At 65.4% G+C, this 12462-nt stretch carries 11 protein-coding genes; 3 read left to right on the top strand and 8 right to left on the bottom strand.

The features are described from left to right. From DYI42_RS20940 to DYI42_RS20930, 3 genes are all read left to right on the top strand, one after another. On the top strand, positions 1–1344 hold a 1344-nt coding region (locus tag DYI42_RS20940), incomplete at its 5' end, for a DUF2339 domain-containing protein (protein ID WP_213548674.1). A 360-nt stretch (positions 1345–1704) separates the two neighbouring features. Next, positions 1705–4677 carry an isoleucine--tRNA ligase gene (ileS, locus tag DYI42_RS20935; RefSeq protein WP_213548673.1) on the top strand — a complete coding sequence of 991 codons (2973 nt, stop codon included), beginning with the start codon at positions 1705–1707 and terminating at the stop codon, positions 4675–4677. Between the two features lie 193 nt (positions 4678–4870). Beyond that, entirely contained in the window at positions 4871–5326 is a 456-nt protein-coding gene (locus DYI42_RS20930; RefSeq protein ID WP_440870658.1) for a methylated-DNA--[protein]-cysteine S-methyltransferase, read from the top strand. Here the strand turns inward: DYI42_RS20930 and DYI42_RS20925 are convergent. The 8 genes from DYI42_RS20925 to fsa form a co-directional block, all read right to left on the bottom strand. Then, a complete protein-coding gene (locus DYI42_RS20925) occupies positions 5323–5901 on the bottom strand; it encodes a ferric reductase-like transmembrane domain-containing protein (protein WP_213548671.1) in 579 nt (192 codons plus the stop codon). The two genes, DYI42_RS20930 and DYI42_RS20925, sit on opposite strands and share 4 nt — an antisense overlap. 2 nt (positions 5902–5903) lie before the next feature. After that, positions 5904–6362 carry a twin-arginine translocation pathway signal gene (locus DYI42_RS20920; RefSeq protein WP_440870659.1) on the bottom strand — a complete coding sequence of 153 codons (459 nt, stop codon included), beginning with the start codon at positions 6360–6362 and terminating at the stop codon, positions 5904–5906. Positions 6363–6460: 98 nt separating this feature from the next. Continuing rightward, positions 6461–7150, bottom strand: coding sequence for a CDP-alcohol phosphatidyltransferase family protein (locus DYI42_RS20915; protein ID WP_213548668.1), 690 nt, complete (start codon positions 7148–7150; stop codon positions 6461–6463). Positions 7151–7250: 100 nt separating this feature from the next. Then, on the bottom strand, positions 7251–8186 hold the full coding sequence (locus tag DYI42_RS20910; protein WP_213548666.1) for a tyrosine recombinase XerC: 936 nt from the start codon (positions 8184–8186) through the stop codon (positions 7251–7253). Beyond that, positions 8183–8890, bottom strand: a complete 708-nt coding sequence (locus DYI42_RS20905) for a DUF484 family protein (protein WP_213548675.1) — start codon at positions 8888–8890, stop codon at positions 8183–8185. The genes DYI42_RS20910 and DYI42_RS20905 overlap by 4 nt, the downstream gene beginning before the upstream one ends. Before the next feature lie 193 nt (positions 8891–9083). Next, entirely contained in the window at positions 9084–10082 is a 999-nt protein-coding gene (locus tag DYI42_RS20900; RefSeq protein WP_213548664.1) for a hypothetical protein, read from the bottom strand. Positions 10083–10144: 62 nt separating this feature from the next. Continuing rightward, on the bottom strand, positions 10145–11425 hold the full coding sequence (locus tag DYI42_RS20895) for a rhamnan synthesis F family protein (protein ID WP_213548662.1): 1281 nt from the start codon (positions 11423–11425) through the stop codon (positions 10145–10147). A gap of 135 nt (positions 11426–11560) precedes the next feature. Then, complete coding sequence (gene fsa, locus DYI42_RS20890; protein WP_213548660.1) at positions 11561–12214, bottom strand: fructose-6-phosphate aldolase; 654 nt, start codon at positions 12212–12214, stop codon at positions 11561–11563. Between the last annotated feature and the right edge of the window lie 248 nt (positions 12215–12462).

The raw sequence follows: 12462 nt of genomic DNA, 5'->3' as shown, positions 1-12462 counted from the left end.
CTTGTGGAGGGGCGCGGCGGGCTGGGGCGGCTGGCGCTGGGCTGGGGCATTTTCGCCGCGCTCTTCGCGCCCTTGGTGCCGCTGGCGCTGGAGCTGTTCTGGCTTTCGCCGCGCACGCCCGGCACCTTCGGCTGGGCCGCGCATGTGCTGGCGCTGGCGGCGCTGATGGTGGCGATTGCAGTGCGCTTTGCCAAGGCCGATGACGCGCGGCGGCGGCGCACGGCCTGGGCGGTGCTTTCGGCGGCGTCGCTCATTGCTCTGGCGCTTTTTGTGCTGCTGACAAAGTCGGCGCTGACGGTGGCGCTGGCGGTGCTGCTGGTGGTCGCCGCGGCGCTCGACCGGCGCTTCCGCCTGCGGGAGATGCAGATATTCATCGCGCTTGGCGTGGTGGCGCTGGGCTGGCGCGTGGTGTTTGACCCGGGGTTGGTCTGGTCGATCGAGGCGAGTTGGGGGGCCTTCCTGCTGGGCTTCGGTGCGGCGCTGGCAGGGATGGCGGCGGCCTGGCGGATCATGCCGGCGGAAAAGCGGCTGTTGGGGCGGGCCTTCCTGGAAAGCGGGCTGCTGATGATCGGCGGCATTTTCGCGACCGCCGCGCTCTGGCGGTTCATCGATGAGCGGGTGGCCGGGGACACGGTGGCCAGCCATTCGAGCATGGGGCTTACGGCGATGGTCTGGCTTTTCTGCGCCGGTGCGCAGGTGTACCGGATGCGGCTGGGCGGGCGGCTGAAGTGGCTGCGGGTCGCACTGGCGGTGCTTTACAGCCTGACGGCGGGCCTTTTTCTGCTCATTGGGCTGACGCTTTCCAACCCGTTCCTGTCCGATCACGGCTTCCTGATCCCCGATACCACGGTTTACGGGCCGCTCCTGCTCGACACGCTGGCGGTGGCTTACCTTGGCCCGGCGCTGGTGCTTGCGCTGCTCGCGCGGGTCGGTGGGCGGTGGTGGCGGCACGCCACGCTTGGCGGAGCAGCGGCGCTTGCGGCCTTCTGGGTGTTTCTCGAGATCCGGCGGTTCTGGATGCCGGGGGCGCTCTGGTATGGCAACGGATGGCTCGACGGCGAGCTTTATACCTACACCGTGGTGCTGATTGCAGTGGGTGCCGCCCTGCTCTGGCAGGCGATTGCCAAGGGCTCCACGCAGCTGCGCCGCGCGGCGCTGGTGGTGATCGGGGTGGCGGTGGTCAAGGTGTTCCTGATCGACGCACGCGGGCTGACAGGGCTGTTCCGGGTGTTTTCCTTCCTCGCGCTGGGGCTTTCGCTCGCCGCGCTGGCCTGGCTCAACCGCTGGGCGGCGCAGGAGGCGGCGGAGCGGGCCGGGGAGGGGGCTTTGGAAGATGAGGTTTGAACCGCAGAGCCTGCACGGAGCGCGGCGAAGCCGCCGTGCAGCGCCGTCCCGCCCCCCGGGGCGGCGCTTCGGTGACGTAAGCGCGTCCCTCTGAAGTAAGATGACTACGGCACTATAAAGCGCATTCGAACATCTGTTGCGTGCGCCACCCCGCGGGACGGCGCTGCACGGCTCCCCTCCGGCAACGCTGGACCTTGCCCGCACCCCTGCCTATAAGCCTGCCCATGACATATCTGGGCCTCGCCATCATTCGAATTAGCGGCCCGGCGCTCTGAAACAGGAGTCGCCGGGACAAGGCGCATGGCCCCGCCGCGCCGCCCTCACCGAATACCCGAAAAGACCACGCCAAGGACGCCCCAAATGTGCGCCGAAACGCCTGACTACAAAGACACGCTGAACCTCCCCCAAACCGAATTTCCGATGCGCGCGGGCCTGCCCAAGCGCGAGCCGGGCTGGCTGGCCCGCTGGGAGGAGATCGGGGTTTATGACCGCCTGCGCGAGAAGGAGGGCCGCACCCCCTTCACGCTGCATGACGGCCCGCCCTACGCCAACGGCCACCTGCACATCGGCCACGGGCTGAACAAGATTCTGAAGGACATGGTTGTCCGCTCGCAGCAGATGATGGGCCGCGATGCGCGCTACATCCCCGGCTGGGACTGCCACGGGTTGCCGATCGAGTGGAAGATCGAGGAGCTGTATCGCCAGAAGGGCAAGGACAAGGACGAGGTGCCGATTGTCGAGCTGCGGCAGGAATGCCGGGCCTTCGCCGAGAAGTGGGTGGACATCCAGCGCGAGGAGTTCAAGCGGCTGGGCATCACCGGCAACTGGCCGAAGCCCTACCTGACGATGGATTTCCACGCCGAGGCGACGATTGCCGCCGAGTTTCAGAAGTTTCTGATGAACGGCGCGCTTTACCAGGGCTCCAAGCCGGTGATGTGGTCGCCCGTCGAGAAGACGGCGCTGGCCGAGGCGGAGGTGGAATATCATGACCACCAGAGCCACACGATCTGGGTGAAGTTCCGCATTGGCGGCTTCTCCGGGACGCCCGAGTTGATCGCGCATCTGGAGGCGCAGGGCCACAGCGGGCAGCAGGCCGTGATGGGCGCGATCCAGGCGATGGCCGAGGATTTTGCCGATACTTCCGTCATCATCTGGACGACGACGCCCTGGACCATCCCGCAGAACCGGGCGGTCTGTTTCAGCCCCGACATCAGCTATGGGCTCTACAAGGTCACCGCCGCCGCCGAGGACAACTGGGCGCGGGTGGGTGACAAGTACCTGCTGGCCGACGATTTGGCCGAGGCGGTGATGGCGCAGGCGCGGGTGGAAGGTTATGAGCGCCTGCGGGGCGCTGCCGCTGCCGAGCTGGGCGCGATGAAAACCGTGCATCCGCTCTACAAGCTGGAGGGCGCCGAGGGCGAGTGGGACTATGACGTGCCGATGCTGCCGGGCGAGCATGTGACCGCCGAGGCGGGCACCGGCTTTGTGCACACCGCCCCGAGCCACGGCGACGACGACTACCAGATCGGCCGCGCCTATGGCCTGCCGATGACCTATAACGTGCTGGAAGATGGCTCCTTCCGCGCTGATCTGCCGTTCTTCGGCGGGCAGGTGATCGTCAAGCCGAACGGCAAGGAAGGCGGGGCGAACAAGGCGGTGATCGACAAGCTCGCGGAGGCGCGGATGCTGATCGCGCGCGGGCGGATCACCCACAGCTACCCGCACAGCTGGCGCTCCAAGGCACCGCTCATCTACCGCAACACGCCGCAGTGGTTCGCGGCCATCGACAAGGAGCTTGGTGACGGGCAGGACAGCCTTGGCACCACCATCCGCCAACGCGCGCTCACCGCCATCGACCAGGTGAAGTGGACGCCGCAGAGCGGGCGCAACCGCTTGTATTCGATGATGGAATCGCGGCCCGACTGGGTGCTCTCGCGCCAGCGCGCCTGGGGCGTGCCGCTGACGGCTTTCGTGAAGAAGGGCGCGATGCCCGATGACGAGGGTTTCCTGCTGCGCGACGCGGCGGTGAACGCGCGGATCATCGAGGCTTTCGAAGCTGAGGGTGCGGATGCGTGGTATGCGGAGGGGGCCAAGGAGCGCTTCCTTGGCAATGATTACAACGCGGACGACTACGATCAGGTCTTCGACGTGCTCGACGTATGGTTCGACTCTGGCTCGACCCATGCCTTCGTGCTGCGCGACCGCGAGGATGGCTCGCCCGACGGGGTGGCCGACCTTTACCTTGAGGGCACCGACCAGCATCGTGGCTGGTTCCACTCCTCGCTGCTGCAATCGGTCGGCACCCGCGGGATCGCCCCCTATCGCGGGGTGCTGACCCACGGGTTCACGCTGGACGAGAAGGGCAACAAGATGTCGAAGTCGCTCGGCAACACCATCGTCCCCGAGGAGGTGGTGAAGCAGTATGGCGCCGATATTCTGCGGCTCTGGGTGGCGCAGACCGATTATACCGCCGACCAGCGGATCGGGCCGGAGATCCTGAAAGGGGTGGCCGACAGCTACCGGCGGCTGCGCAACACCATGCGCTTCTTGCTGGGCAATCTGGCCGGGTATGACGCGGCGCAGGCCGTGGACCCCGCGGAGATGCCGGAGCTGGAGCGCTGGGTGTTGAGCCGCCTTGCGGAACTCGATGAGGTGGTGCGCAAGGGGTATGACGCCTACGATTTCCAGGGCGTGTTCCAGGCGGTTTTCAACTTCGCCACGGTGGAGCTTTCGAGCTTCTACTTCGATATCCGCAAGGATGCTTTGTATTGCGACGGCCCTAGCCTGCGCCAACGCGCGGCGCGCACGGTGCTCGACATTCTCTTCCACCGGCTCACCACCTGGCTTGCGCCGGTGCTGGTGTTCACCATGGAGGAGGTCTGGCTGGAGCGGTTCGGTGGCGAAGGGTCGTCGGTGCATCTGGTCGATATCCCCGAGACGCCTGCCGGCTGGCGCGACGAGGCGCTGGCGGCCAAGTGGGCCGGGGTGCGGCGCGCGCGGCGCGTGGTGACGGCGGCGCTGGAGCTGCAGCGGCGTGAGAAGGTCATCGGAGCCTCCCTTGAGGCGGCGCCGGTGGTGCATGTGGAGGATACGGACGTGCTGGAGGCGCTGAAGTCGGTGGCCTTCGAGGATGTGTGCATCACGTCGGCTGTGTCGCTCTCGGGCGATCCCGCGCCTTCGGAGGCTTTCCGGATGCCCGAGGTCGAGGGCATTGGCGTGGTCTTCGAGAAGGCGGAGGGCGAGAAGTGCCAGCGCTGCTGGAAGATCCTGCCGGATGTTGGGACGCATGGGCATGAGGCCGTGTGCGGGCGCTGTGACGAGGCGCTGGGGTGACAAGCCAAGCCAACCCACGCGAGCCGGGCGCGCGCCGGACCGTGGGTTGGCGCATGCGACGGAGGTTCGGGGGCGCTTTATGTTGCCGTGGTCATCTTTCGGTCGTGCGATGCGCAACTGTTGACGATGCGCCGACCCACGGTCCGGCGCGTGTCCGGCGCCTTCGACTTGATTCCGGACACGGGGGCGTCTTGTGATAACGCTGGCCATTTCCACCCCGGTCGGCCGCATGGTGCTCACCGAGGAGGCCGGGGCGATCATCGGCGTGACGTGGAGCGAAGAGGCGGCGGGCGAAGGCTCGCCGCTTTTGCGTGAGGCGGAGCGGCAGGTCGGGGCGTATTTCGCGGGGAAGCGGGAGGACTTCGAGCTCCCTTTGCATGTTGAGGCTTCAGCCCTCGTGAAGCTGGTCTGCTCGGAGATGCGGAAGATCCCATTTGGTGACACCACCACTTACGGCGCGATCTCGAAAAAGCTGGGCGTGTCGGCGCAGGCCATCGGTGGGGCCTGCGGGGCCAATCCGATTCCACTCATCATCCCCTGCCATCGGGTGCTCGGGGCCAGCGGCCTTGGGGGCTTCTCGGGCGGCGTGGGCGTGGAGACCAAGGTGGCGCTGCTCCGGCTCGAGGGCGCGGCGGGGCTGTTGATCTAGCGGCGGAGCAGGCGCAGGTCGATCAGGGCAGCGGCGGTTGCGGCGAGGGCGGCGAGACAGAGCATCCACTTGGAGACAAGCTCCATCGCGCCTTCGATCTGGACGGCGTGGAGCACGGTCGCGAGCACCACGAGGGCGGCCAGCGCGTTGTGGGCCCATCGCCAGCGCCGGGGCGGGAACCTGCGTCGAAGCGCCATGAGACCTGCCGTCGCAACGATCCCCCAGAGTGAGATGAACCCCCAGACGGAAAAGGCGGTGGGCGCACGCAGAAGCAGGGCGTCCACCGTGTCGGGCGGGCTGGTGATCCAGAGGCCCGCGATGTGGAGCAGGGTGAGGGCGACGAGGGCGATGCCCGCGCGGCGGTGCCAGCGGCGGCCCTTTGGCCCGCGCAGGCCCGGCAGGTAGCCTGCGGCCAACAGCGGTTGCACTAACAGCAGGCAGAGCGCGAGGATGCCCGCGAAGCCGCCGGTGATATAGGCAAAGCCGCGATAGGCGAGCCAGGGGCTGAAGGCGGCGAGTGCCAGTGGTACGGCGAGAAGCGCCGCAAGGGCGGCCCATGGCAGGGCGGCGCGCAAGCTCAGGCGAGAACGAATTCGGCCCGCACGGAGGTGTCGCGGGGGCTGGGCATGACGGGCCGGAGGAACACGGTTTCAAACTCGCCATCGTCGTAGGCGAGGTGCGCGTGGGGCTGGCCGAAGTTGGGCACGATCTGCTCCATCTCCAGCGCGAAGGAACCATCGGCGCGGGTGAGCACCGAGCCGTGGTTCTTTGGCTCGCGCTCGCCGCCCAGAGTTGTCGCCGCCCAGATCTGGATGCGGCGACCCTTGAGTGGCGCGCCATCGGAGGCGCGCAGCACCTTGCCATGCACGGTGAAGCCCGAGCCGAGCCGCTCAACCAGCGGGGCGCCGGGGCGATAGTTGTTGGCCCCGCCGCGCATGGTGCGCGTCGGCGAAAGAGAGGCGGCGCGGGCCACGGCTGGCAGGGTGAGGGCGGTGGCGGCGAGGCTTGCGGTGAGCAGGAACTGGCGGCGGGGCATCTGCATGGGGCGTCTCCCGGGTTGGGTCACGTTCGCCCTTAGGGTAGCGTGTTTGCCCGCCCCGTGCAGCCCGGTGCGCGGCACAATCCCGTGAGGCCTCAGCGCTCGGGGATCACTTGTTGGAGGATGCCCGCGAAGGTGAGATAAAGCGTGGTCAGCCCCAGCGACCATGACAGCCACGGCAACTGCTCGAAGCTCTGCCAGGCGGCGATCACGGCCAGGATGACCCAGATCGTCGCGATGGGCAGGGTGATGTTGCGCCAGCGCTTGGTGCGCGTCGGGTGGACGAACTTCAGCGGCAGGAACATGGCGGCGGCCAGCACGATGCAGGTGAGCACGGTGATCCACGGCGCGGGCTGCATCGCCATCAGCACCAGCACCGCGAGGTTCCAGCAGCCCGGGAAGCCGCGAAAGCTCTTGTCGGTCAGCTTCATCCGCGTGTCGGAGAAGTAGAGCACCGAGGAAAAGCAGATGCCAAGCGCGCAAAGGGCGGCCCATGGGTTGGGCAGCAGGCCCGAGCCGTAGAGCGCGAAGGCGGGGATGAACACGTAGGTCAGGAAGTCGATGATCAGGTCGAGCAGGGTGCCGTCGATGATCGGCGCATGCAGGGTGACGTCGTACTTGCGCGCCAGTGGGCCATCTATGCCATCCACGGCGAAGGCGGCGAGCAGCCAGAGGAACATCACCGGCCAGTCGCCCTGCACGGCGGCCAGCATGGCGAGCATGGCGAGGGCTGCCCCGGTGGCGGTGAAGAGGTGGACCCCGTAGGCCTTGAACTGATCCGACATGAGCCGAAGGGTTACCGGGCCGGGGCGGGCGCGGCAAGGAAATAGCTTGCTGCGGCGCGGGAAGGGGGGACCGGCGACGCCGGGGTGCGGTGCCGGCGCATCAGGCGCGCTTGCGGCCCTGCGGGTGGGCGCTGTCGTAGACCTGCATCAGGCGGGTGGTGTCGACGGCGGTGTATGCCTGGGTTGTGGACAGCGAGGCGTGGCCGAGAAGCTCCTGGATGGTGCGCAGGTCGCCGCCCGCTTCCAGCAGATGGGTGGCGAAGCTGTGGCGCAGGGCATGCGGGGTGCAGGTGGCGGGCAGGCCAAGCTGCATCCGCGCGGCCTCTGTCACCCGGGCCACGGCGCGCGGGCCAAGGGCGCCGCCGCGCACGCCGCGAAACAGCGGCTCGGTGGGCCCAAGCTCGTGCGGGCAGTCGTGGCGATAGTCCTCCACCGCGGCGCGGGCCACCGGCAGCACCGGCACCAGCCGCTCCTTGCCGCCCTTGCCCGTGATCCGCAGCACCTCGCCCAGCGGCGCATCGGCCCCGGTCAGCCCCAGCGCCTCGGAAATCCGCAGCCCGCAGCCGTAGAGCAGTGTCACCACCGCCGCGTCGCGGGCAGCGACCCAGGGCTCGGGGTGCTGGAGCGAGACCCGGTCGATCAACCCCCGCGCGGCCTCCTGCGCCACCGGGCGGGGCAGCTTGCGTTGATACTTGGGCGCGCGCACCGAGAGCGCCGCCGAAAGCTCCAGCCCGTCGCGCTCGGCGATCCAGCCGAGAAAGCCCTTCACGGCAGAGAGGCGGCGGGCCAGAGAGCGTGCGCCAAGGCCAGCGCCGCGCTCATGCGCCATCCAGGCGCGCATGTCGGGGAGCTTCAGATCGGCGAGCCGGGCCGGGCCCATGCTGCCCTCGCCCAGGTGGCCGGGCAGGAAAGCGAGGAAGGCCTGCACATCCTGCCGGTAGGCGGTGAGGGTGTTTTCGGCGCGCCCGTCGAGCGCGCGCAGTCGGGCGAGCCATGTCTCCAGCGCGTCAGCGAGCGCGGGAGCAATCAGGCTCATCCCAGGAAACGCCGCATCTGGCGCTCGAAGACACCGGCGAAGAAGCCCAGAAGATCGGTGCCCTGGCTGGGGCGGAACTGGTGCGGATCCTCGGCGCCCATCACCAGAAGGCCGGGCAGGCGGCCCGCGCCGAAATCGAGCTTCAGGCAGGCCTCGGAGTGGATGTTGGGGGCCGCCGCGCCGTAGATCACCGAGAACTGCGGCCGGGTCTGGCGCAGGGTCACCTGCCGCACCGGCTTGTCGCGGCCCATTGTGAGGTAGTCGTTGACGAATCCCGGGGGCGCCACGTGCAGCACCTCGCCCAGCTTCTGCACGGCCGGGTCTTCGCCCTCCTGCACGCTTTCCAGCACAAGGCGCAGGCAATCGACCCGCAGGATATTGGCCACCTCGCCACCGAGGTTGAGCAGGAATTCCTCGAACTCCATCGGTTCCAGCATGGTGAGCACCGCGCGGTGCACCTGGTTGGTGCCGGCAAGGTTTTCATAAGCCGCGGCGATGACCGAGCGGTGGGTGTCTTCCAGCCGGTCGAGCCGGGCCTCGAGCCGCTCCATGGCGATGCCGCGCAGATCGACGATATTGCCGCCGAGCGCCTTCTCGTTGGCCGCGATCAGCGCGTGCATGATGTCGCGATCCTCGAGGATCATATCGGGTTCGGAAATAATCATGGACCGCAGCCCGATCAGCTGCTCCGCCGCTTCGCTCATATCTGCCTCTCGATCCGTCATGGGCGTATCCTATCCCATGCGTTTGCTTTTTGGTTGCACCATTTGTGTCAAATCGCGGCGCTGCCGGGCAAGGGCTTTGTCGGCGCGGGGCTGGCAGGCGGGGCAAGGGTGGCGGTTGAGTCACAGGGCTGATGGCGGCGTTGCCATCTGGAAGATGCGCGCCCAACACAGGCTATTTTGCGCGCACCATGTCGATTAGCCGCCCGATCACGGCATCACTTTCGTCAACCTTCAGGGCTTCTGCGGCTTCGACGTACGGGGTTCTATCGTAGGCATTTTCATCAAGATACTTGGTTCTGACCGATGGAGCGAGCTTGCCGTTGCCTGACTCTATCCTGTCGAGCAATACCAAGTTGTCCTTCTTAGTACGTGCGATGATTGCGCGGGACATCGCTTTTGGCACGACGAACGGCGGCGGTGCCTTGGGCAGGTCAAGCAGCTTGTTCAGCTCGAACTCGACCGAGGGGTCATGCGTGGTGCGGCCATACTTCTTTTTATGCGCAACAAGGTGCTTGAGCAGGTGAAAGTTGGTGCCCACGTTGGAGTCGGCCACCTCGAACTTGGTCAGCGGAACCCCCAGAAAGCCCAGAAGGCAACGATAAGGGCTCTGGGAAATTTCGAATATTGCCAGACGAGAGATGACCTCTGGGTTATCCCATTGCCTGAGCCGCTCCAGTAGATTGATATGGCCGGCCTCCTCGAACCAGCGGCCCAAACCACCGCCGTTCCAGACGCCCCATTGCCACCAACCGGAGTTGAACCAGTCAACCGGCGGGCGGACGAACATGACAATCTCAACAGGAACTCCCAAAGACGCCAAGGCCTGGAATGTCTCGGGCTTTGCCATGCCCGGATTAGACCAACCCTCGCTGCTTAAGACGACGACATCCTCGGCTCCGCTACGTGCCGCGATGTCCTTGAGATTTGCTTCCAGCAAGGCAGGATCGGCATTCATCGGCAGGCTGCTGGCGACGTAGCCTGAAGGGTTCTTCAGGGCCATTTTCCGGATGCCCGGCCCGAAATGTACGCCTTTCTCTCCATGCAGCGAAGCATAGCGGATCAGATCGCCGCTTTCGGTGCGGTAGGGTGCAGCGAAGTTCTGGCTCAGCATGGACTGCAGCGAACTGCTGGCGCACTTGCTATGGCCAATGTGAAGAACGAGTTTTTTCATGGCACCAGCACTGTGACAGCAAGAGCAAATGTGAGCCCAATATAGGGCGTTCTCGAGTTGGCTCAGATCAGGCCAACAATGAAGGCAGCACGCTTCCATCCGATCAGCGTGGCGCCGCCGAAGGGGCGCTCCATCAGCAGGTTCTGGAGTTCCAGTGCTTCTTGTGGTGCGATCAGCTTGGACAGGCGCTGTATGTCGTAGGTGTTGAACATGCCGCGATAAAGACCATCCAGTTTTATGATCGGCAGCCCCAAGTGCAATAGAATCGCCGCATTCTGATGGATCTGGCTCCCGCTCATGAAGACCTGAACAAGGTTCGACTTGATTGTGTCGTCCAGTAACGATTCATGCAGCACTGCCTCGTCGTTCAACAGGTGCCGCAGGATCGTCTTGATGCCTTCAGCGTCCTGCACCGCATAAAGCGCGTTGAGCTCCTTAATGGAGGCTTCAACGCGGATGTCCTGGCCAACCGTAGCCAGGTCTTCGTCATAGGGTGACAGAAAGAAGTTCTTCTTCAGAAAGGTCACGATGCCCGTTGCATTCACCCGCTCCCAATGCAGCAGATTGGACGTGCGGGCATTGCGGATCGAGATGTTCATCAGCTCCGGGTCTTCGTTCAGGCGGCGCATGTAGTGGGCCGAACTATAGAGCGAGCGGAACTGCGATGGCGCGGAAACACAGCGCTTGAGAGTCTTCGACAACTGCATCTCGCCCCGCTTGATCACCTTTGGGCGGACATCGGAAAGACGATAGCTGTGCCAGTAGTTCTGAAAGGCTTTCTTCTGCAGGACCGGTTGCCCCATGGCAATGCAGAAGGAGCCGAGATGAAACTCGATCTCGTAGTTTTCAGTCGCCCCAAGTGCCTCAATCTCGGAGTTCATCATCTCCGATAGAAACGTGCCCATCCGCTCTTCGGAAAAGTAGACGCTGTCATTTACCATCAAAAGGCGGGGGCATTTTTGGTGCCACCCCCTGTTAAAGACGTGCAGGAAACCTGTCTTGTAGCTGCCGAAATCGCGGCCAAAGTTCGGCCTCTCGATATAGCAGTCGATCAGCCCTTCGACGCTACTGGGGTCGGCCAGCCGCAGGGTGTTCACGGCGACGATGTAGAGGCCTTCCTTTCGCGCGGCTTTGAAGAGGCGCTCCACATCAGGTCGCAGCTGGCCCTTCTGGTAAAGCGCCAGCAACATAATTCGCCGCCCGTCGTAATCGGCCTCACAGTGGACTTGCGGCGATTGTCCCAGGGTTTTCCAACGTTGCCGCAGCGACTGTGCGTTGACGATCAGCTTGGCGAGTGGGCGAAGGAGCACCGAGTTGATATAATCTAGCACTCGTTTGAACATCACTTTGCCCCCAATAAAGTCACGTAACCCCTAGTTTTTGGACCGTCGGCCGTTGGCAGGAGGCCCGGCCCGGACTTGCGCGTTGTGGCACTAGGAAGTCAAGCTCAGGGGCTTTTCGCCCGGCAGTTCTCCGCCTCAAACGATCTTGATGCCCGCCTGCTTGGCGTCCTTCACGAACTGGTCGAGGCCCTTGTCGGTGAGCACGTGGTTGGCCATGGCCTTGATCACGCCGGGAGGGGCGGTGGCGACGTCGGCGCCGATCAGGGCGGCGTCCTTCATGTGGTTGGCGGAGCGGATCGAGGCGGCGAGGATCTGGGTGGAGAAGGCGTAGTTGTCATAGATGGTGCGGATGTCGCCGATCAGGTCCATCCCGTCGAGGTTGAGGTCATCCAGCCGCCCGATGAAGGGGGAGATGAAGGTAGCCCCGGCCTTGGCGGCCAGCAGCGCCTGGTTGGCGGAGAAGCAGAGCGTGACGTTGACCATGGTGCCCGCGTCGGAGAGCGCCTTGCAGGTTTTCAGGCCCGCCCAGGTGAGCGGCACTTTCACGGCGATGTTTTCGGCGATGCCGGCGAGCTTCTTGCCCTCTTCGAGCATGGTCTCGGCATCGGTCGCCACCACCTCGGCGGAGACCGGCCCATCGACGAGGTCGCAGATTTCCTTGGTCACTTCGAGGATGTCGCGCCCCGACTTCAGGATCAGCGAGGGGTTGGTGGTGACCCCGTCGACCATGCCAAGGTCATTCAGCTCGGCGATGGCGTCGATCTCGGCGGTATCTACGAAGAATTTCATGGGCGGCCTCCTCGGGCGGACTTGCGATTGGGCCTCTCATACCGCAGGACAGGGGGCACTGAAACCCGGAACAGGTGGAAATGTGAGCGCTAACGGTGTTTTCGGCGAAGGTGAGCCGGTTGCGGTGCTGACGACGCAGCCGCTGGGCGGCACGCTGGATTATGCCGCCCCTGCGGGCGGTGTGGCGGCGGGCGCCTTCGTGGTGGTGCCGCTGGGGCCGCGCCGGGTGATGGGCGTGGTCTGGGGGC

The organism is Vannielia litorea, assembly GCF_018424695.1.
Classification (GTDB): domain Bacteria; phylum Pseudomonadota; class Alphaproteobacteria; order Rhodobacterales; family Rhodobacteraceae; genus Vannielia; species Vannielia litorea_A.
This window is presented reverse-complemented; position numbering and strand designations above follow the sequence as displayed.